Here is a 22,828-nt window from a genome sequence, read left to right as displayed (position 1 = left end):
TTATGATTATACCAAACTTTATATAAGTTGTAACAATTAAAAGTTAATTTTAATTTTCTCTATAAAACCTCATAAAAATCGGCAGGTATGATATCCTCCTGCCGACCAACCAACTAATACTTTTTAATCTCCTATCACTTCAAGATGTAAGGTTATCTCAACACCTTTTTTAATCCGTGTTCCTTCTTTAATACTTTGAGAGGATACCATACCCTTTCCTACAAAGGTAGGCTTTAATCCCAAACTATTAAGTATCCTTTCAGCCCTTTCTGGACTGTAACCTGATACATTAGGAACTACTATTGTATCATCTTGATATTGAGAAGGAATTGTATATACAACCACTTCTGTACCTTCTTTAACACTAGAACCTGGTTTAGGGTTAATATCAAGAATTTGCTTACCATCACCCTCAACCTTATATTTTAATCCTTGCTCTGTTAATTGATTTAATCCATCCTTTAACTCTAGATTTCTAACCTCTGGTACTATTACATCCTTTAGAAGACTTTGTGCTGCATCTTCTGGATTTCCTTCTGGTTTTAAGGCATAGTAGTTAAAGATATCATTGAATAATTGTTGCCCTACTGGTGCAGCAATTTGTCCAGCATAGTAGTTAGATGGATCAGGTTCATCTATAGATACCATAACTGTAACCTTTGGATTATCCGCTGGTGCCATACCTGCAAAGGAAGATATGTATTTTCCAGTACCATATCCACCATGCTCAGCATCTATTTTTTGAGCTGTACCTGTTTTACCTGCTATTCTATATCCTTGTATAGAAGCCTTCTTTCCTCCACCTTCTGAGATAACCTTTTCCAAGTCTCCTCTTAACTCTCTTACAACATTCTCATCTAGATTTTGCTTCTCATTGTAATTATTATAAGCAGCATCTATAACCATATTATTTTCATCATCATAATGCGTAACTTCTTTCATTAAATGAGGTGTAATTAATTTTCCCCCATTTGCTATTGCATTGAAAGCTCTTAAATATTGAACAATTGATAATGTATTAGTTTGTCCAAATGAAATTGTTGCAAGGTCTGTTACAGATATATCTTCAGTAGCTTTTATAATTCCTCTAGCTTCACCATTCAAGTCAATTCCTGTTTTTTCTCCAAGACCAAATAATTTTATATATTTATTTAATAATTCTGGACCTAGTCTTTCTCCAAGATCCATAAACCCAACGTTACAAGAGTTTTTTAGGATTTCAGTAAAACTCTGACTTCCATGTCCAGATGTCTTCCAACAACGTATGGTTCTTCCACCTATTAATTTAGAACCTCCGCAGTTAAAGCTATCTTCTCTTGTTACCTTTCCTTCAGCTAAAGCTGCAGTAGCTGTAACAACCTTAAAAATAGATCCTGGCTCAAAGGTATCACTTACGGATCTATTTCTCCATAACTTTTGGTTATCTTCTAAGGATAAATCATTGTTATAAGAGTTATTTGGATTAAAATCTGGCTTATTGGCCATCCCTAAAATTTCTCCATTATTAGGGTCCATTACAACAACTGATACAGCCTTAGCTTTATTATCTTTTAATGCTTGATCTGCTGCTTTTTCAGCAAAAAATTGTATGTTCTCATCAACGGTTAAGACTACATTTTTACCATCTACAGGTTTTGTGTAATCTGTAAGTACATAAGGCATATCTTGCCTATCTTTATCCATTTCAGAAATTTTAAGTCCAGGTATTCCCGCTAATACCTCGTTGTAAACTTGCTCAATTCCCATTAATCCATCTCCATCGGAGTTTGTTGAACCAATTACATGAGCTAAAAAGTTGTTATTTGGATAATACCTTTTAGTATCTGGTGATATTAAAAATCCATAAATCTTATTTTCATTTAAGTAATTTTCTATTTTAGTTATTTGTTCCTTTTCCATACTTCTTTTGATTTCTGCTGAACCTTTTGGCTTTCCATTTGGAAGAGGTTCAACCATTTTTTTATTTAGTGTTTCTATGCTAACACCTGTTAATTCTGATAGATTTTTTATTATTTCTTCCATAGAGATATTTTTCTTATCATCAATATCTCTTCTTAAAGCATTAAGGTCTACATCTAATCTATAAACATTAGCACTTATTGCCAGTTCCTTGCCATTTCTATCTAGAATTTTTCCTCTTTTAGGAGCTATTACAACCTCTCCTGTCCATTGCTCTTGTGCCCTTTCTTTTAAGTCATCACTTTGAACCACCATTAAATAACATAAACGTCCAACAAGACCTAATAATACCGCACCAAACACTAAAATCATTAGTGTCCCTCTTTTTCTTATAGTAGTCTTATCACGTAATTTTCGTATTCCCACTTATATACCTCCATTAAAAAAGTATATTTTTAATTTTTTCAAAAACTTCCTTTGTCTTACTTGATTTAGACTCAGTTTTTTCACCAAAGTTATTCTTACTTAAGTCAGAGTAAATCACATTGTTAACTCCCGGTGTAATCATTGTGAACTTCTCTCTTGCTTCTTTATCTACAGCATTTATATCTTCAAACTTCAATAGATGAACCTTTAAGTCATCATTATTATATTTTAAAGATTCTATTTCTGATTTTAAGTTTCTTATAGCATTTTGATTTTTATAGATAGTAGTATATCTCCCTATTAATAATACCCCAACCATAAAGCATATGCTCACTGTGCTCATAACCCTCAATTTACTCTTTAGTTCTGTTTTTCTTGTTGTCTTCGTACTAGTTCTTTTTCTTGGAGCTTCTGTTTTGCTTCTTTGTCTCTGTGGTTCTACTACTGTAGACATAGCATTGCTTCCATTAACAACTTTTTCTTTATCTACTACTATCACTTTATTCACCCCTCTATATTTTTAGAACATTTTTATAGCTTTTCAGCAACCCTTAATTTCGCACTTCTACTTCTTGGATTTTCTTCAATTTCTCTTTCACTAGGTATAATAGGTTTTCTTGTTATAACCTTTACTGAAGGCTCTTTACCACATATACAAATAGGAAACTCCTTAGGACACGTACAAGGATTCTCTAATGCCCTGAACTTTTGCTTTACTATTCTATCCTCAAGAGAATGGAAAGTTATTATAGCAATTCTTCCGCCCTTATTTAACTTACTAACACTATCTTCTATAGCATCATTTAATATACTTAACTCAGCATTAACTTCAATTCTAATAGCTTGGAAAGTTCTCTTCGCAGGATGAGGCCCTTCTCTTCTAAGCTTTGCTGGTATAGCTCCCTTTATAATATCAACTAATTCGAAAGTTGTTTCTATTGGCTTTTCTTCTCTAGCTTTTACGATTAAACGTGCTATTTTCTTAGCAAATCTTTCTTCTCCGTAATCTTTTATTATTTTATATAACTCTTCTTCTTCGTACTCATTAACTACATTATATGCTGAGAATTCTCTTTCTCTATCCATTCTCATATCTAAAGGCGCATCGTTCATATAACTAAATCCTCTTTCTGCTTCATCTAATTGATAAGAGGATACTCCTAAATCCATCATAATTCCGTCTATGCCTTCTATGTTAAGTTCATCTAATATGTTCTTGACATTATAAAAATTATCATGTACAAAAGTTACATTTTTAAATTCTTTTAATCTTTCTCTCGCTGCTTTATGTGCATCCAAATCTTGATCTATACCTATTAATCTACCTTTGTCCGAAAGCCTTTTTGCTATCTCACTTGAATGTCCTGCACCTCCCATTGTTCCATCTGCATATATTCCATCTTCTTTAATGTTTAAACCCTCTATGGTTTCATTAAGTAATACCGAAACATGTTTAAATTCCATATCTTTCTCCTCTTCAGTTTAATTTTTTAGTTTAAAGTTACTCATAAAAGTCGTACCCTTTATAATTCTACTTTCCTTCTATATATCCTTTAAATTTTACTTAACTTTCGCAAAACATTTTCAGTCATATAAAATTATATTTTTGCATGATTTTTATGAAATTTCACCTTATTGGTCGAAATTTTGCCCTTATAAGTTTAATATTTACTTATAGAGATTTATTTACTCTTTTTACCTTTAAATATATCATAAATATGGTACAAAATAAAGTTTAATTTACCTATTAATATAATTATAAAGCAAAAGTTTATATTTGCTTAAACTTTCATTTTTATATAACTTATGTTGTTGATTTTTATTTTTAAAATATGATAATACTATGGTAAAAGTCTTCTTTTCTTGAAATACTAAGCTTCATAGAGTATAATCTATAAGAATACATAGTGTTAAAAATAATTAAATTATTAATAAATATTAGAAAGGGTTGTTTTAATAAATGAAATTAGGAATAGTAGGTCTACCAAATGTAGGTAAAAGTACTTTATTTAATGCAATAACTCAAGCTGGTGCAGAATCAGCTAACTATCCATTCTGTACTATTGAGCCTAATGTAGGTGTTGTAAGTGTACCTGATGAAAGATTAGATAAACTTCAAGAAATCTATAATTCTAAAAAGCAAGTACACACTGCAATAGAGTTTTATGATATAGCTGGTTTAGTAAAAGGTGCTAGTAACGGTGAAGGTTTAGGTAATAAATTTCTTTCTCACATTCGTGAAGTTGAATCTATAGTTCATGTTGTTAGATGTTTTGAAGATGAAAATATAGTTCACGTAGATGGTTCTGTAGATCCAATAAGAGATATTGAAACTATTAACCTTGAACTTATATTATCTGATTTAGAGGTTTTAGAAAGAAGAATGGAAAAAGCTCTTAAATTAGTTCGTTCTGGTGATAAAGTTGCTAAAGAACAATATTCTATTATGGAAAAAATTAAAGTTCAATTAGAAGCAAACAAACCTGCTAGAACTCTTGAGTTAACAGATGATGAGCAAAATTTCGTAAAAGGATTATTTTTGATAACTTCAAAACCTGTATTATATGCAGCTAATTTATCTGAAAACGATTTAGCTGAGGGAAATATAGAAAATGATTTTGTTAAAAAAGTTAGAGCTTTTGCTGAAGCTGAAAACTCTGGTGTAATAACAGTATGTGCAAGATTAGAGGAAGAACTTTCAGGATTAGAGGAAGAAGAAAAAGCTGAACTGTTAGGTGAATATGGTCTTTCAGAATCTGGTTTAGATAAGTTAATAAAAGCTAGTTATAAGCTTCTTGGCTTAATGAGTTATTTAACTGCAGGAGTACAAGAAGTTCGTGCTTGGACTATTAAAATAGGCACTAAGGCACCTGCTGCTGCTGGTAAAATCCACTCTGACATAGAAAGAGGATTTATAAGAGCTGAGGTTATTTCTTATGATAAATTAGTTGAATGTGGTTCTGAATCTGTTGCTAAAGAAAAAGGACACTACAGATTAGAAGGCAAAGAGTATATAATGCAAGATGGAGATGTTGTTAATTTTAGATTTAATGTTTAATAACTACTTTAAATTTGAAAAGGATAATCTTAAAGTACTTTAAGATTATCCTTTTTATAATTTCAAAAGCGTCTTTAAGAAATTTCAAAAACACCTCTTATTTTTTACCTCTTGATAAATACCTTTTAAATTCTTTTTTGCATTGTTCTAATACATCTTTATAGGTTACATACACATCTCCCATTATTACATCTATTACATCATATATTGTATCAACAGCATATATTTTAAAGCTACCCATTTCTATTAGCTCTTCTACTTTTTTACTTAAAACAAGAGAGTCTACATTTGCACTTGGAATTATAACGGCTTTGCCCATAGAATTATCTATGGTATCACAAACCTTAATAAATCCTTCTATTTTATCATTAATTCCTCCTATGGGTTGTATTTCTCCAAATTGATTTACAGATCCTGTTATAGCTATATTTTGCTTTACAGGAACCTTGCTTAATGCAGAAATCATCGCTACTGCTTCAGCTGCAGAGGCACTATCACCTTCAACTAATCCATATATCTGTTCAAAGTTCAAATGAAAATCTATTGGTAAATCTTCATAACCATCAAACAAAGTAGTTATCAAGCCTTTTAATGTATTTATAGACTTATTATGAATTTTTCCACTCAAATCACTTTCCTTTTGAATATCAACTATTGATCCATTTCCCTTGTAGCATGTACAAGTTATTCTTATAGGTTTTCCAAAGCTACAATATCCTGTATCAATTACAGATAACCCATTTACACAGCCAACTACTTTGCCAGTTGTTGAAAGAAGAACCTTTTTATCCTTATACTGCTGCAGATAATTTTTTTCTAAGAGACTTTCTTTACTATAACTCTGTATTATATCTTCACTTTCAATTTGTTTTCTCTCTTCTAAGGTTGCTATATCATTTGCCATTACTATTAAATTGGTTAATTTCAAATTATCAAAACATAACTTTCTCTTATCCTCACATTGCCTTGATAAATACCTTGCAACTTCTTTTAGTGCTTCATTGCTTAATGGCTTGCACTTATAGCCTTTACATATATTCAATATAGTGCTAGTTAGATTTTCTTTTTCCTTTTCATTCTTATCCTTTATATAATCACTTTCACCCATTAATCTAAAAACATTTTTAAAATCTTCGTCATTATTATATAGAATGTTATAAACTCTATAATCACCTATAATAATTACCTTTGGTTTTACTTTTATAAGCTCAGGTTTTACACACTTTATTGAAAGTGCATCTAAATAACTTTTGCTAAACTCAAAATCTACATATCCATTCAATAAAATTTTCTTTAAATAATTATAGCTCTGTGGGTAATTTAATAAATCCATGGCTCTTAAAATCAATACACCTTCACTACTTTTTATAATAGCACCAGGTTTTATATCCTTTGCTGTTGATTTATAAATTCCATTATAATTTTCATATTCTATTTTTCCAATTAATCTTTGTACACTTGGTTCATTTTCATATATAACCCTAGGATGATCAATTCCTGAATTATCAAGTAAAATATTGATTTGGTAACTATATACTATTTCATTTATTATAGGCTCATCATCATCATATTTGCTTGTATAGTTATCTGCAATTTTACTCTCTATATTGCTACAAACATAGTTTATATACCCACAAACTTCATCCTCATCCATAAATTCATCAATTAACTGAAGTTTTCGTTCTTGCATTTGAGTTTTTAAAAACTCACTTAATATTTCTCTTACTCTCAATATGCTTTCTAGTTCATTTTCTTTTAACTTCTTAACTAACTCTTTACTTTTTGATTTTAATAAACTTAATTTTTTTATTAAGGAGTTTTTCTCCTCATTATCTAAAGCTTCAAACTCCTCATCAGTTAAAGGTACCCCATCCTTAATTGGTGAAAATACAAAGCTTCTTTTTTTAGTTTTAATGTGGAATCCATTTTCTTCAGATAATTCTATTAACTCATTTAAAAGCTTATCCTTATTTAAAATAATTTCATTTAGTATCTCTTCTTTCTCTTCACAAACTGAGGTATTGTAAAAATCAAATATTTCATCTAAATAATCTTCTTTTATTTTATCTAAAGTCTCTTTAAATTTTATTCCACTTCCACCATTAGTAAATAATACCTTAGGGCAATACTTATCCTCTTCAACAACAAAGCATATATCTTTGGGCGCTTCAATATCCTTTAATTTATTATTACTATAATCTATTATATTTTTTATTTTATCTTCATTGCTATCATCTAATATATATAAATTATAACCCTTTCCCTTAATATTAATTGCTTGGTCTAACTTATTATAAACTTCATCATACTCGCTTAAATAATCTCTATTTAAATTATTAAGATCAATATCTGAAATATTAAATCTATACTTAATTTCATTTGAAAAAAGTTCTCTATACATTGTATCCCCCCTTCGCCTTATTATATAAATATTCTAAAACTAAAAAATTAGTAACAAAATTTTATAAATAATAAAAAATAAAAGCTTCTAAACATAAGTATTATTGTATATTACTTATCTTAGAAGCTTTTATTCTCTTAAATCATTATATATTTTTATAAATAAAAAGTTACTATTATTAAATATAAATATTATTTACACTTAGAAACTATGCTTATAGAAGCTGATGCACCAATTCTACTAGCTCCATTTTCTATCATGGTCATTGCATCTTCATAAGTTCTAACTCCACCAGATGCCTTTACTCCCATATTTTCTCCAACAGTTTCTCTCATTAGCTTAATATCCTCTTTAGTTGCACCACCCTTTGAAAAACCTGTTGAAGTTTTTACAAAATCTGCACCTGCTTTTTTAGAAAGTTTACATGCCATTACTTTTTCTTCTTCTGTAAGAAGACAAGTTTCTATTATAACCTTTGTAATTGCATTATGTTTATGAGATAAATCTGATATAGCTTTTATTTCTGACTCCACATAATCATAATCCTTATCTTTTAATCTTCCTATATTTATAACCATATCTATTTCTTCTGCACCTTTATTTAAGGCATCCTCTGTTTCAAAAACCTTACATTCTGTAGTTGTTGACCCTAAAGGAAAACCAACTACAGTACATACCTTAACCTCTGAATCCTTAAGAATTTCTTTAGCTAAACTTATGTTGCTTGGATTTATACAAACAGACATAAATTTATACTCTTTAGCTTCTTCACATAACTTTGTTACTTCTTCCTTTGAAGCTTCTGCCTTTAATATTGTATGATCTATAAATTTGCTTAATTGTTCTTTTTTCATTTTTATTCCTCCATACTTAAGCTATAAAGCGTAAGTTAACATTTTATTAATTTACTTAAATTACATATTACTTGTTTTTTATTATAGCACTTTTTATAACTTATTGTAGAATTATATTTAAAAAATTATACTATAATTAAAATTTTACCCTAAACTTTTTATAAGTACTTTTAATTCTTTTACTCAATACTTGTTATAATTTTAAAGTTAATATATAATATTCTAAGTAAGTATTTAAAGTATATGAATTATTGGAATAATACTTTTTTAAATACATAACCTTAAAATATAAGGACATTATTAAATTATTAGAAATTTTATCAAAAAGGAGTTATATAAATGGGATTTAAAGATAAGTTCAAACAACAATATGCTCAAACTTATATGAACAAATATGGTGATAGACTTACTCAAGTTCAAGGTAAAGTTCTATCAATTAAAGTAGAAGAAAAAGCAATCCTTTGGATTTTCCACAAATTACTTGCTACAATAGTTGTGAAGCCTGAAGGAAGTAAATCAATTACTAAATGTGTTTATAAGAAAAATCGTTGGTTTAAAAAGGTAACCTTTATTTCTGTACTACAAGGACATAATGTAGTTATACAAGGTCTAAAGGGTAAAAAGGGTAAAGATAACCGTGAGAATATAGAAATAATGAACATACGTAACCTTACAACTAAACGTGATCTAGTGCCTGTTGAAGGTGCACCTAAAGTTCAAAGAGTTAGACAAGACAGAAGATATAGATAAATAAAAAAACAATGCAAATTAATTTTGCATTGTTTTTTATTTATCTTAATTAATGTTTTCTAGATATAAACATATATACACTATTTATAAATGCAATTATACCTGAGAAAAATAATACTATCATCCATTGTCCAAAATTTAATGCTACTGTATGGAATACTTCACTTAAGAAAGGTACGTATATAACTGATACTAGCATTAAAACTGATATAGTTACAGCCCCAAGCAAAGCTACATTAGTAAATGGATTTATTTCAAATAAAGATTTACTCTCAGATCTACATTCAAATACATGTAACAATTGAGACATTACTAAAGTTCCTAAGGCTATAGTTCTACATGTCTCTAAGGACATACCGTAATATCCACCAACTAAGAAGGATAAAACTGTACAAATACCTATTAATGACCCTCTTAATAATATTTTATCTTTTAACCCATGTGCAAATACACTTTCATTTTTAGCTCTAGGCTTCTTATACATTATATCATCGCTACCTGGATCTATTCCTAATGCTATAGCTGGCAATCCATCTGTAGCTAAATTAATAAATAATATTTGTATTGGAAGTAAGGGTGTCTTTAATGATAATATAGTAGCTAAAAACATTGTTAATACTTCCCCTAAATTACAAGATAATAAGTATCTTATGAACTTTCTTATATTATCATATATTGTTCTACCTTCTTCAACTGCTGATACAATTGTAGAGAAGTTATCATCTAGTAGTATCATAGAAGAAGCTTCCTTAGTTACATCTGTTCCTGATATACCCATAGATACTCCAATATCAGCCTCTTTAACTGCTGGAGCATCATTAACACCATCACCTGTCATTGATACAATATATCCTAACTTTTTAAAGCATTTTACAATTCTTAATTTATGCTTTGGACTAACCCTAGCAAAAATTCTTAATTGCTCAATTTTATTAGTTAATTCTTCGTCATTTAATCTGTCTAAGTCTTCACCAGTAACTACTTGCTTCATATCCTTACATATCTCTAGTTCTTTACCTATAGCAAAGGCTGTATTCTTGTGATCCCCTGTTATCATAACAACCTTTATTCCAGCTGTATGACATTTAAATATTGCATCCTTAGCTTCTTTTCTTGGTGGATCTATCATACCAGCTACACCTAAAAAAGTTAAACTTTCTTCCAAATTTCCCCTTTTATCTAATTCTTTATCTTTATACGCTGCTGCAATACATCTTAATGCTTGGAAAGACATATCTTCTACAGCTTTTAGCACTCTTTCTTTTATAGCTCCTTGGAATGGAACCTTTTCACCATTAAGTAGTATATAGTTACATCTATTTATTATTCTTTCAGGTGCTCCCTTAACATAACATACATCCCCATTGCCTCCTCTGCTTATTACAGACATCATTTTTCTATCTGAGTCAAAAGGAATATCGTATATTCTTTTTTCATTATTGACAAACTCTTGTAAAGATCTTGTGTCTTTAAAATATGCTTTTAATAAAGCTGTTTCTGTTGGATCTCCTAACAAGGCCTTTTTCAAAGATTTTTCTTTAAAATCATAATTACAATCATTACAATATACAAAAGCTTTCTTTAGTATTTCACCCTGTGGTATTTTATCAAAACCATCTTTATATAATTTTCCTCCAAAATAAACTGCCTTTACTGTCATATCATTTTGTGTTAATGTACCTGTTTTATCACTACATATTATAGATGTGCATCCTAAAGTTTCAACAGCAGGAAGTTTTCTAACCAATGCATTTCTTTTAAGCATTCTAGAAACACCTAAAGCTAAGGCTATAGTTACTATGGCAGTCAATCCTTCTGGAATTGCTGCAACAGCTAAACTAACCCCTAACAAGAACATTTCACCAAGATCTTGTCCTCTCATTACTCCCAAAACTGTTACTATTACACATATTGCTAAACAAAGAACAATCAATACCTTACCTATGTTATCAAGTTTCTCTCTTAATGGAGATTTTTCAACTTCTATGTTATCTAGCATATTTGCAATTTTGCCCATTTCCGTATCCATACCAGTAAGGGTAACTCTAACCTTAGCTTTACCAGTAAGAATATTAGTACCCATATAAAGATTATTATTCTTTCCACTGGCACTTTTTTGTACCCCTAAAGATTCACCTGTTAATAAAGACTCATCTACTAATAAATTAGATTCTTCTATTACTACTGAATCAGCTGGCACCCTATCACCTGTTTCCAAAACAACTATATCACCAGGAACTAAGTATTCTGCATTTATAACTGTTATCTTTCCACTTCTTACAACTTTACAAGTAGGAGCTGCTAATTCCTTAAGAGCCTCTAGAGACCTTTCTGTTCTGTATTCTTGTATAAACCCTAAAATAGCATTCATAAATACAATAATTAAAATTGTTATAGCATCTGCTTTATCTCCCATAAGCCCTGAGATTATGGTTGCTCCTATAAGAACCCATATTATTAAATCTTTAAATTGAGATAAAAAAATCTTTAATGGTGACACCTTTTTTTTATTTTCTATTAGATTATACCCGTAACTTTTTAGTCGCTTTTCAGCTTCTTCACGAGTTAACCCAACATTAACTGAAGTGTATCCATTGTTCATATTTTCTTTTAACACCTCAACTCCTCCTTTTACTATTTATTTTTCCATATATTGAATTATATGACCATATATTTATTAATATGAAAATTTGTTTTAACTCATTACTAAATTAATTGCTTTAAATTCTAAATAATATGTTCTAATATATACTATCCTTCATATTTAAAGTTAAAATTATTTAATCACAAGCTATTCTAGAGCTCATGATTACTGATTCTTGAAATATATATATTATTTTATTAAATTTGTGCTATGATATTTGCATTAACTTCACTTGTATTGTAAAATGATTTTATATTTATAAAATAAAATCTTTATTATTAATATTTAGGTTTTTAATATAGATAGGAAAAGAAGGAGAAGTTTTATGAATAACAATATTTATATAACAGGACATAAAAATCCTGATTCAGATTCAATATGCGCTGCTATTGCTTATGCTAATTTAAAGCAAAAATTAGGCATGAAAGACGTAATAGCTATACGACAAGGAAAGGTTAGTAGTGAAACTCAATACGTTTTAGACTACTTTAATGTTGAAGCACCTAAACTAATGACAACTGTTAAATCTCAAGTTGAAGATTTAAACATCGACCCTGTTATCTCAGTATCTTCTGATGTAACATTAAAAACAGCTTGGGAAATAATAAAAAAGCAAGAAAATACATCTTTACCAATTGTAGATGATAATGATTCACTAATCGGTGTAACTTCACTATCTAATTTAGCATCTCATTCTATGGATGCTTGGGATAATAAAATTTTATCAAGAAGTAACACTAAAATTAGACACATAGTTGAAACTTTATCAGCTAAAGCTTTGTACATAAAAGATACCGAAGAAACCTTTGAAGGTAAAATAGTTGTAACTGCTATGAAACCTGAAAGTGCTGAAAAATTAATAGATGAAAAAGATATAGTAATTTGTGGAGATAGGGAAGATGCTCAATCTATTATTCTTAACTCTAAAGCAGCTTTATTAATAGTTACTGGAAATCATGCAGTTAGCGAGGATATACTAAATAAAGCTAAGGAAATTTCTTGCTCTGTTATAGTAACTCCACATGATACATATACTACTTCTAGATTAATAACTCAAAGTATTCCTCTTAGCTACGTTATGACAAAAGGATCTTTAGTAAGTTTTTCTATTACAGATTTTCTTGATGAAGTACAAGAAACTATGATTGAAAACAAATTTAGATCTTATCCAGTAGTTGATGAGAATAATAAGGTTTTAGGAACTATTTCTCGTTATCACTTATTATCTAAAAACAAAAAGAAAGTTATATTAGTAGATCATAATGAAAGATCTCAAACAATAGATGGAATTCAAGATGCTGAAATTCTTGAAATTATAGATCATCATAGAGTTGCTAATGTAGAAACTGCTAATCCAATCTACTTCAGAAATGAAACTGTAGGTAGTACTTCTACTATTATCGGTTCTATGTACTTTGAAAATGGTGTAAGACCAAGTAAAAGTATAGCGGGTATACTTTGTGGAGCAATAATTTCAGACACTTTAATGCTTAAGTCTCCTACAACTACACCTGTAGATAAATTAATTTTATCTAGATTAGCTGAAATAGCTGAAATTACTCCTGATCTATTTGCTAAGGATATGTTTAAAGCTGGTTCATCTTTAGATGGAAAAACAGCTGATGAAATATTCCACACTGATTTTAAGAACTTCAACTTAAACTCATTAAAAATAGGAATATCTCAAATAAATACTTTAGATGTAGATAGTGTAAGAGCTAAAAAAGGTGAGTTCTTAGATTTAATGAATTCTAAAATAGATAGTGCTAATTACGATTTACTTATTTTCTTAGCAACTGATATTTTAGAAGGTGGATCTGAAACACTTGTTGCAGGTTCTAGAGTTGATTTAGTAACTAAAGCCTTTGGAGTTACTCCTGAAGATAACACTGTATATTTAAAAGGTGTTGTATCAAGAAAGAAACAAGTTGTGCCACCATTAACTACCGCAGCTGAAATGTAAATATTTTTTATATAAAGGGAGGTAAATAAATTTATCCTCCCTTTAATATTTGCATAATAAATAATTCACAAGATAAAAGATAATAAAACTTAAAAAACAAAGAATGTCTATAAGTTCTCTATACTCCTCTATATAGTATATATTTATTTTCTTTTTATACTCTCCATAGCTCTCAATATAACTTATCTGATGTTTCTTTTCCTCACAATAATACATATTTACATTTTCTATAGCTGCACCTATTATATTTATATTAAGATAAGGATTCTTTATTGCATTGGTAAAAAATCTATTCTTAAAATTAATTTTAAAAGATCTTGTTTTATATACATATACTAAGTATAAAATAAATGACCCTATTATACCTGGAATTACATCAAATATTTTCACTATATTTTTCAGAACATTATTTTTATATAAGCTATGAATAACCGCAATGTATAAATATATTAAAGCAACTGAATTTCCAAAAATAATTATACAAAGAAAGGGAGTTATAAAAGATCTTATTAAAACTACAGAAATACTCTGAAAAACTCTATATAATTTTATTCTGCTATAATATTTGCAGAGTTCATATTCCTCCTCATATAAATTTATAGAAAAGAAAACTGTAATAGCATTGTATATTTCTCTGATTACCCTATATTGAGATGAAACAATATCCAAGCATGCAATCATTACACAGCAAGGTACTATCATCAAAATCAAGGCTATGAATTGATTTTGTATCTTATTCTTTATCTTAGTTTTATTTAAAATTCTCTTTAAAGCACCCTGCAAACTTATTTTACCTATTAACATTGCAAGTAAACCACCTACTACATACCCAACCCCATATAATCACCTCCAATTTATTATATGAAGTATTATACTTTTATTTACAATTTCAAGACTATTTCTTAAGTTTTTCTTCAATAAAAAAAGAAGCCATTACACTAATAATAAATCTTACAACATATAGAGTTTATAATTTCATTATAAATACTATATATGGTATATAAATTTATTAAGGTAACAGCATCTTTTCTAAGTAATTGTTTATATAAAATTTCTTATATCCTCTTCTATAAACTCATTAAATTTCTTAATTAATTTTACTATATCTTCATTACTACTAGAGTTAAATTCTTTATCATTAACTTTACATATTGGAAGTATTTTTGGTGAGGTTCCTGAAATAAACATTCCATCCATATATAAAAATTCTTCTACTTGAATCCTTTTTTCCACTACTTCATATTCCAATTCTTTTATAGCCTGTATTATAAACTCCCTTGTTATTCCAGGAAGAACTTTTTCTACTGGTGCAGTATATAAAACGCCACCTTTGATTGAAAAAATATTAGACTTACTTCCTTCCGTTATATATCCATTATTATCTACTAAAATAGCCTCATAGACATTGTTTTTTCTTATTTCATTATCTACCTTTTCTCTAAAACTATTATTCACTATTTTAGCATTAGGATTTTCTCTTTCTCCATAATATAAGATGGTTCTTACACCATTTTCATAATCTTCCTTACTTGGATAGCTATGAGGTATAAAATACATTCCTAAATCTGAAGTTTTACTATTAAAAACTATTTTTATATTTCCTTCTTTAACCTGATTAATCTCCACTAATTTTAAGATAAACTCTTTTATTTCATGTTCTGTAAATGGAATATTAACCTTCATCATATTAGCACTATTAAGTAATCTTTTTATATGACTAGAAAAGAAGAGAGGCTTCTTTTCTATTATTCTAATCACTTCATATATTAATTTTTCTTTACTACTAGATAACTCTTTTACTTCAAGCTCTTCTAATACATTACCATTAAAGATACCTTTCATACTCTTCACCCTCTCTAGGCTTAATTTATTTCCAATTTAGAATTTCATACTTATTGTGTTTCTTTTTAAAGTTTATTAAATGTGGATGCCCTACTAAATCTAATAATGGCGCATCTGCTAAAGAATCAGAAAACATATGTGATTCCTTAAAATCTACTTCTATATTTTCTTCTTTCAAGTAAGCTTTTAATCTTCTTACCTTCTCTTCTCCCTTACAGTTTTCACCCATCATCTTATTTACATATTTACCATCATTACAATGGAACTTGCTTCCCATAACTAAATCAACTTCTTTTATATTATATAATTCCTTTAGGTATAATTCTGGTGAAGCAGAAATTAAAATTATCTTATATCCCTCTTTCTTCATTTTCTTTATAATATCTAAAGCATCCTTATATAAAATTTTATTTAATACTTTATGATAAAATTCCTTTACTGTTCTTTGTATGTCTTTTTCCTCTATTCCATTGATAAAGGCTATAACTCTTTCCTTAACTTTTCTTTCATCATATATCTTGCATCCATAAAGTAATGAAGAGCTTAAGATTCCTGGCAAATATTTTATATACTTAGGGTTCTTTTTTAATACAAATAGATAAAATTCTGCTAAGGTTTCTTTACTTGTTAATGTAAAATCCACATCAAATATCGCTAATCTTTCCACTTTTTCTTCCATCCTAAATTTCTTTATTTTTACTAATTATAAAAAACCGTTGCTTTCGCATCGGTTTCTTATAATTCAATGTATACTTCTCATTATTCTTTAAACATGTAATAAATAGAATATTAACTATTTATCACTTGCTTAACCACTTTAGAAGATTATTATTGTTCTTCTTCGTCAGTTGCTAATAACTCTTCATAGTACTCTCTTACTGCATCAAACTCTTCTTCAGAAGGTACTACTAATTCTCCTGATTCTTCATCTTCTTCATCAGCAACAACTTCAAAGATATAGTAACTTTCATCTTCTGGATTAACAACTACTGCATATTCTTTATCCTTATATTCAAAACCATCAACGATTTCGCAAGATACTACATTTCCATTTTCATCTTCTAATTCAACTATTAAAGGTGCTATTTCATCACCACATCCACATCCGCATCCACATGCATCATGCTCTGTGTGATCTCCACATCCACATCCGTGGTCATGACATCCACAACTACTAGTTGTTACTTCTTCTTCGCAATTACATTTTTTTTCTTTACACATATTATTTCCCTCCTAAAATGGTTATAGTATAATAATACCCTTTAATCACAAATTTTAAAAGTACTTTTAATAAATTTATTTAAAAGATAACCATTCTTTATTATTTCAAAAAAAGAAAGGGGGATTTCTCCCCCTCTCTTTATATACTATTATAGGTCTTTAGCAAGTCTTTTATAACTTTCTAATCTATCCATTGCATCTTTTTCAGTTTTCTCAAATAACTTTTCAGCTAACTCTGGAGCAACTTTTTCTAAAGAAGCATATCTTACTTCTCCTCTTAAGAAGTCTCTGAAGTTTGTTGTAGGTTCTTTAGAATCTAAAGTAAATGGATTCTTACCTTCTTCTTTTAACATTGGGTTAAATCTATATAATGCCCAATATCCTGAATCAACAGCTTTCTTTTGCTCTAATTGAGTTGTTCCCATACCACTCTTAATTCCGTGGTTGATACATGGAGCATAACCAATTATTAATGATGGTCCATCATATTTTTCTGCTTCAGTTATAGCTTTAATAGTTTGGTTCTTATCAGCACCCATAGCTATTTGAGCAACATATACATAACCATAGCTCATTGCCATCATTCCAAGATCTTTCTTCTTAGTTCTCTTACCAGCAGCAGCAAATTTAGCTATAGCAGCTGTTGGAGTAGATTTTGAAGATTGACCACCTGTATTTGAGTAAACTTCTGTATCAAATACAAATATATTTACATTTTCACCTGATGCTAAAACGTGGTCAACTCCGCCGTATCCGATGTCGTATGCCCAACCGTCTCCACCAAAGATCCATTGAGATTTCTTAACTAAGAATTCTTCTTTTTCTAAAACTGCAGCTGCAATTGGGTTAGCTTTTTCAGCTTCTAATAATGGCATTAATTCAGCTTTAGCAGCTTTTGAACCTTCTGCACAGTTTTTGTTTTCTACCCATTTAGCTAAAGCAGCTTTTAATTCAGCACTTAAGTTGCTATCTTGAGCTTCTTTTGCTAATTCTTCTAACTTATCTCTCATTTGAGATACTGCTAAGAACATACCTAATCCATATTCAGCATTATCTTCGAATAATGAGTTAGCCCAAGCTGGTCCATGACCCTTTTGGTTTTTAGTATATGGAGTTGAAGGTGCACTTCCTCCCCAAATAGAAGAACATCCTGTAGCATTAGCTACATACATTCTATCACCAAATAATTGAGTGATTAATTTAGCGTATGGTGTTTCTCCACATCCAGCACAAGCACCTGAGAACTCTAGTAATGGAGTTTCAAATTGACTTCCTTTTACTGTTTCAGCGTTCATTGGGTTTTTCTTAACTGGTACTTTTACACCATAGTCAAATGCTTCTTGTTCTGGCATTTGAGATTCAATTGGTTTCATAATAAGAGCTTTTTCTTTAGCTGGACATACCTCAGCACAGTTTCCACATCCTGTACAGTCTAATGGACTAACTGTAATTGAGAACTCATATCCTGCAAAGTTTGCTCCACCAGCAGCTTTCTTATGTCTCATGCTTGCTGGAGCATTATTAGCTTCTTCTTCTGTCATAAGAACTGGTCTTATTGTAGCGTGTGGACAAACATACGCACATTGGTTACATTGGATACACTTATCCATTTGCCATTCTGGTACGTTAACAGCTATTCCTCTCTTCTCATAAGCAGCAGTTCCTGCTGGGAATGTACCATCAACACCTTCTAAGAATGAGCTTACTGGAAGTAAATCTCCTTCTTGTCTATTCATTACATCAACTATTTCAGTTATAAATGCAGGTTTTTCCATAGTTTCTTCTGCTTTACAGCATTCTACTGATTTCCAGCTTTCTGGAACATCAATTTTAACTACTGCGTTTATACCTTTATCAATAGCATCATGGTTCATTTTAACTACTTTTTCACCTTTTTTACCATAAGAAGTAACAACGGCGTCTTTTAAGTATTTAACTGCATCTTCCATTGGAATAATGTTAGCTAACTTGAAGAATGCTGATTGCATTATCATGTTAATTCTTCCACCTAAACCAATTTCTTGAGCTATACCAACAGCATCTAATGTATAGAAATGAATGTTGTGCTCTGCAATATATTTTTTCATACTATTTGGTAAGTGAGCTTCTACTTCTTCTTTGTTCCAAATAGTGTTTAATAAGAATGTACCACCATCTTTAATACCTGCTAAAACGTCATATTTATATACATATGATTGGTTATGGCAAGCAACATAATCAGCTTTATTGATTAAGTAAGTTGATTTTATTTTCTCTTTACCAAATCTTAAGTGAGATACAGTTATACCACCAGATTTTTTAGAGTCATATGAGAAATATCCTTGAGCATACATATCTGTATGGTCTCCGATAATTTTTATTGCTGATTTATTAGCTCCAACTGTTCCGTCTGAACCTAATCCCCAGAACTTACAAGCTGTTGTTCCTTTAGCAGCTACATCTACTTCTTCTCCTGTTGGTAAAGATGTGAAAGTAACATCATCAACTATACCAATTGTGAAGTTGTGTTTTGGTTCTGCAGTATTTAAGTTGTTGTATACAGCTATAATTTGAGCTGGAGTAGTGTCTTTTGAACCTAATCCATATCTTCCACCAACTATAACTGGTTTGTTTTCAACGTCATAGAATGCATCTCTAACGTCTAAGTATAATGGTTCACCAGTTGATCCTGGTTCCTTTGTTCTGTCTAAAACAGCAATTCTCTTAACTGTTTTAGGAATAAATTTATGGAAATGCTCTATTGAGAATGGTCTGTATAAATGAACTGATAAAAGACCTACTTTTTCTCCTCTAGCATTTAAATAATCGATTGTTTCTTCTATTGTTTCACAAACTGAACCCATAGCAACTATAACTCTGTCAGCATCTTGTGCTCCATAGTAGTTGAATAAGTGGTAGTCAGTTCCTATCATCTTATTAATGTTACCCATGAATTCTTCTACTAATTCTGGTAACTCCATGTAGAATTTGTTAGAAGCTTCTCTTCCTTGGAAGTATATATCTGGGTTTTGAGCAGTACCTCTAGTTACTGGGTGCTCTGGATTTAAAGCTTTCTTTCTGAATGCTTTAATATCATCCATAACTGGTTCTGCTAACTCTGCTAGTTGCTCATTGCTCCAGATTTGGATTTTTTGAATTTCATGAGAAGTTCTAAATCCGTCAAAGAAGTGTACAAATGGAACTCTTCCCTTGATTGCTGCTAAGTGAGCTACTGGTGCTAAGTCCATTGATTGTTGAACACTATTTGATGCTAAGAAAGCAAATCCTGTTTGTCTAGATGCCATTACGTCTTGGTGATCTCCAAAGATTGATAATGCATTTGTTGCTAATGCTCTTGCACTTACATGGAAAACACCTGGTAATAATTCTCCAGCTATTTTATACATATTAGGTATCATAAGTAATAGACCTTGAGATGCAGTATAAGTAGTTGTTAATGCACCTGCTTGTAATGATCCGTGAACTGCTCCAGCTGCTCCAGCTTCTGATTGCATTTCCATTACTTTTACAGTTTGACCAAAAATATTTTTTTGACCAGCTGCTGCCCACTCGTCAACTTTTTCCCCCATAGTTGATGATGGAGTAATAGGATAAATTGCTGCAACGTCTGTAAATGCATATGAAACATACGCAGCTGCAGTGTTACCATCCATAGTTTTCATTTTTCTTAACATGGCTAACCCTTCCTTCTTAATTTAATAGTTCAATCTATTTTTTACTTAATATTATGATAATTCTTTTACCACAACTTAAGTATCTTATAGTAAACATAATCTTTTTATTTGAGTATGTAATAGCAAATTTTTCATTGTAAAAATCTATTACAAGGCCCCACAATTTACACTTATAATATACACTTAAAATCCGATTATGTAAAGTCCTTATATGCCTTTTATGACCATATGTAACCTGCTTTTTTTATTTGCATTCTTAGATTGTTAAAAAAATAATAATCTCTTGAAATTCTTTTACACTCATTAATTTTTATCTTTATTTTTTAAAATATACTGAATATTGAATAATTAACTTTTATTTTTATCTTTTTATATAATTATATCTCTATTTATAAACATAAAAGAATATAGGAGTTATGTTTCTCAAAGTAAACATAACTCCTATATTCTTTGTAGTTTTATATAAAATATACTCGCTTTTTTAATCTTCAGTTATTATATCCTTTATTTTCTCAAGTACTACCATCTTATTTATCTCATTAACTTCCTCATAATCATCTAAAAAATTAATAATTCGTTGTTTAAGTGTTGTATCATTTATATGATTTTCATTTATTATGAAACTTTCACCTAAGTTAACCATTCTAGTTTTATAATTATTGCTCTTTAGAAGTTCATTGAAGCTTTCTCTTTCATCTACATCTCCATGTACTAAGACAACTTCCTTTGGTTTCTTCTTAAATGCTCTTAACCAACTATATAACCCCTCTCTATCTGCATGTCCTGATAATCCTGGTAAATTATATATTTTTGCATTTATTGCTATTTCTTCTCCTAGAATATTTACCTTCTTATTTCCGTCTAATATAGCTCTTCCTAAAGTACCTTCTGCTTGATATCCAACAAATACTATAGAACATTCCTCACGCCAAAGATTATGCTTAAGATGGTGTTTTATTCTTCCCGCTTCACACATACCACTTGCAGAAATTATAATAGCTGAATTTTGAATTTTATTTACAGCCATTGAATCTCCTAAGGTCTTTGTGAACATTAATCCCTTAAAATCAAGGGGATGCTTACCTTCCTCAATTAACTTTCTTGCAGTATCATCATAATATTCTTCATAATCCTTAAAAATACTAGTTGCCTCTGAAGCTAGTGGACTATCAACATAAACTTTTATATTATTTAGCAAATTACTTTCTATATAATTATTTAAAGCATATAATACCTCTTGAGTTCTTCCTACAGCAAAGGATGGTATAACTACATTACCACCATTTCTAAAAGTCTCTTTTATTATTTTAACTAATTGTTGTAGTTCTTTATCAATAGGAGAATGATATCTGTTTCCATAGGTTGTCTCCATTATTACATAATCAGCATAATCTATATTCGTTGGATTTTTAATTAAAGGAATATCTTTATGACCTAAGTCTCCACTAAAGACAATTTTAATTTCTTCTTTACCCTCTTCCTTTATAAATAATTCAACTATAGCTGAGCCAAGTAAATGCCCTGCATCCTTGAATCTAACCTTTAAACCCGGAAACACTTCTATTATTTCATCATAAGGAAATCCTGTAAATAAATATGTGGATAACTGAGCTATTTTAGCAGTATATAGAGGTTCTACAGCAGCCAAACCCTGTCTTCTCCTTCTCTTATTTTTCCACTCTATTTCAGTTTCTTGTACATATCCACTATCTGGCAACATAACTTTGCATAAATCATTGGTACCCTCTGTACATATGACTTGTCCCTTAAATCCTTGCTTGTATAAAAGAGGAATTCTACCACTATGATCTATATGGGCATGTGACAATATAACAAATTCTATTTCTTTAGGATTAAAATTAAATCTTTCATTTCCTATTACACTTTCATCCTTGCCTTGAAATAAGCCACAATCCAATAAAACCTTTCTACCATTAACTATCAACATGTGGCAAGATCCTGTTACTCTCCCAGCAGCTCCTAAAAATTTAATTTTCACTGTCTACCTCCAAATTAAAACTACTTTCTTTTATTATATGCTGACCCTATATGAAATCTTCATAGCTATATAATAAATTATTCTGTTTGCAATATAT

General features: G+C 29.8%; 15 protein-coding genes. 3 read left to right on the top strand and 12 right to left on the bottom strand.

All coding sequences use genetic code 11. From position 1 onward, the window contains the following. Positions 1–123: 123 nt before the first annotated feature. The 3 genes from BUA48_RS01900 to rsmH are packed head-to-tail and all read right to left on the bottom strand — an operon-like array spanning position 124 to position 3,789. Positions 124–2,325, bottom strand: coding sequence for a stage V sporulation protein D (locus BUA48_RS01900; protein ID WP_143147653.1), 2,202 nt, complete (start codon positions 2,323–2,325; stop codon positions 124–126). Positions 2,326–2,338: 13 nt separating this feature from the next. After that, the gene (locus BUA48_RS01895; RefSeq protein ID WP_072829522.1) at positions 2,339–2,824 is read right to left on the bottom strand and encodes a septum formation initiator family protein; all 486 of its coding nucleotides are present in this window, start codon (positions 2,822–2,824) and stop codon (positions 2,339–2,341) included. A gap of 32 nt (positions 2,825–2,856) precedes the next feature. Further along, a complete protein-coding gene (gene rsmH, locus BUA48_RS01890; protein WP_072829520.1) occupies positions 2,857–3,789 on the bottom strand; it encodes a 16S rRNA (cytosine(1402)-N(4))-methyltransferase RsmH in 933 nt (310 codons plus the stop codon). Between the two features lie 496 nt (positions 3,790–4,285). On the opposite strand from rsmH, the gene ychF reads away from it, so the two are divergent. Then, positions 4,286–5,383, top strand: coding sequence for a redox-regulated ATPase YchF (ychF, locus tag BUA48_RS01885; protein WP_072829518.1), 1,098 nt, complete (start codon positions 4,286–4,288; stop codon positions 5,381–5,383). Between the two features lie 97 nt (positions 5,384–5,480). Here ychF and BUA48_RS01880 read toward each other — a convergent pair whose 3' ends face one another. Next, positions 5,481–7,784, bottom strand: a complete 2,304-nt coding sequence (locus tag BUA48_RS01880) for an AAA family ATPase (RefSeq protein ID WP_072829516.1) — start codon at positions 7,782–7,784, stop codon at positions 5,481–5,483. A 191-nt stretch (positions 7,785–7,975) separates the two neighbouring features. Then, complete coding sequence (gene deoC, locus BUA48_RS01875; RefSeq protein ID WP_072829514.1) at positions 7,976–8,638, bottom strand: deoxyribose-phosphate aldolase; 663 nt, start codon at positions 8,636–8,638, stop codon at positions 7,976–7,978. 339 nt (positions 8,639–8,977) lie between these two features. Between deoC and BUA48_RS01870 the strand changes: the two genes are divergently transcribed. Beyond that, positions 8,978–9,388: a hypothetical protein gene (locus BUA48_RS01870; RefSeq protein WP_072829512.1), complete on the top strand. Its 411-nt coding sequence runs from the start codon at positions 8,978–8,980 to the stop codon at positions 9,386–9,388. 49 nt (positions 9,389–9,437) lie between these two features. Here BUA48_RS01870 and BUA48_RS01865 read toward each other — a convergent pair whose 3' ends face one another. Next, the gene (locus BUA48_RS01865) at positions 9,438–11,990 is read right to left on the bottom strand and encodes a calcium-translocating P-type ATPase, PMCA-type (protein WP_072830531.1); all 2,553 of its coding nucleotides are present in this window, start codon (positions 11,988–11,990) and stop codon (positions 9,438–9,440) included. 367 nt (positions 11,991–12,357) lie between these two features. On the opposite strand from BUA48_RS01865, the gene BUA48_RS01860 reads away from it, so the two are divergent. Further along, positions 12,358–13,995: a putative manganese-dependent inorganic diphosphatase gene (locus BUA48_RS01860; RefSeq protein WP_072829510.1), complete on the top strand. Its 1,638-nt coding sequence runs from the start codon at positions 12,358–12,360 to the stop codon at positions 13,993–13,995. A 42-nt stretch (positions 13,996–14,037) separates the two neighbouring features. On the opposite strand, the gene BUA48_RS01855 is transcribed toward BUA48_RS01860, so the two are convergent. The 6 genes from BUA48_RS01855 to BUA48_RS01830 form a co-directional block, all read right to left on the bottom strand. Further along, positions 14,038–14,799 (bottom strand): hypothetical protein, encoded by a 762-nt coding sequence (locus BUA48_RS01855; RefSeq protein WP_072829508.1) that lies wholly within the window; start codon positions 14,797–14,799, stop codon positions 14,038–14,040. Positions 14,800–15,036: 237 nt separating this feature from the next. Then, the gene (locus BUA48_RS01850) at positions 15,037–15,837 is read right to left on the bottom strand and encodes an aminotransferase class IV (RefSeq protein WP_072829506.1); all 801 of its coding nucleotides are present in this window, start codon (positions 15,835–15,837) and stop codon (positions 15,037–15,039) included. Positions 15,838–15,862: 25 nt separating this feature from the next. Further along, positions 15,863–16,504: an HAD-IB family hydrolase gene (locus BUA48_RS01845; protein WP_072829504.1), complete on the bottom strand. Its 642-nt coding sequence runs from the start codon at positions 16,502–16,504 to the stop codon at positions 15,863–15,865. Between the two features lie 161 nt (positions 16,505–16,665). Further along, the gene (locus BUA48_RS01840; protein ID WP_072829502.1) at positions 16,666–17,058 is read right to left on the bottom strand and encodes a DUF1292 domain-containing protein; all 393 of its coding nucleotides are present in this window, start codon (positions 17,056–17,058) and stop codon (positions 16,666–16,668) included. Between the two features lie 149 nt (positions 17,059–17,207). After that, complete coding sequence (gene nifJ / locus BUA48_RS01835; RefSeq protein WP_072829499.1) at positions 17,208–20,732, bottom strand: pyruvate:ferredoxin (flavodoxin) oxidoreductase; 3,525 nt, start codon at positions 20,730–20,732, stop codon at positions 17,208–17,210. Between the two features lie 481 nt (positions 20,733–21,213). Further along, positions 21,214–22,731: an MBL fold metallo-hydrolase RNA specificity domain-containing protein gene (locus tag BUA48_RS01830; RefSeq protein WP_072829497.1), complete on the bottom strand. Its 1,518-nt coding sequence runs from the start codon at positions 22,729–22,731 to the stop codon at positions 21,214–21,216. Positions 22,732–22,828: the final 97 nt, after the last annotated feature.

Source organism: Clostridium collagenovorans DSM 3089 (assembly GCF_900130005.1).
In the GTDB taxonomy this organism is placed as follows: Bacteria; Bacillota; Clostridia; order Clostridiales; family Clostridiaceae; genus Clostridium_D; species Clostridium_D collagenovorans.
The sequence above is the reverse complement of the archived record's forward strand: the minus strand, read 5'-3'. Positions and strand labels throughout refer to the sequence as shown.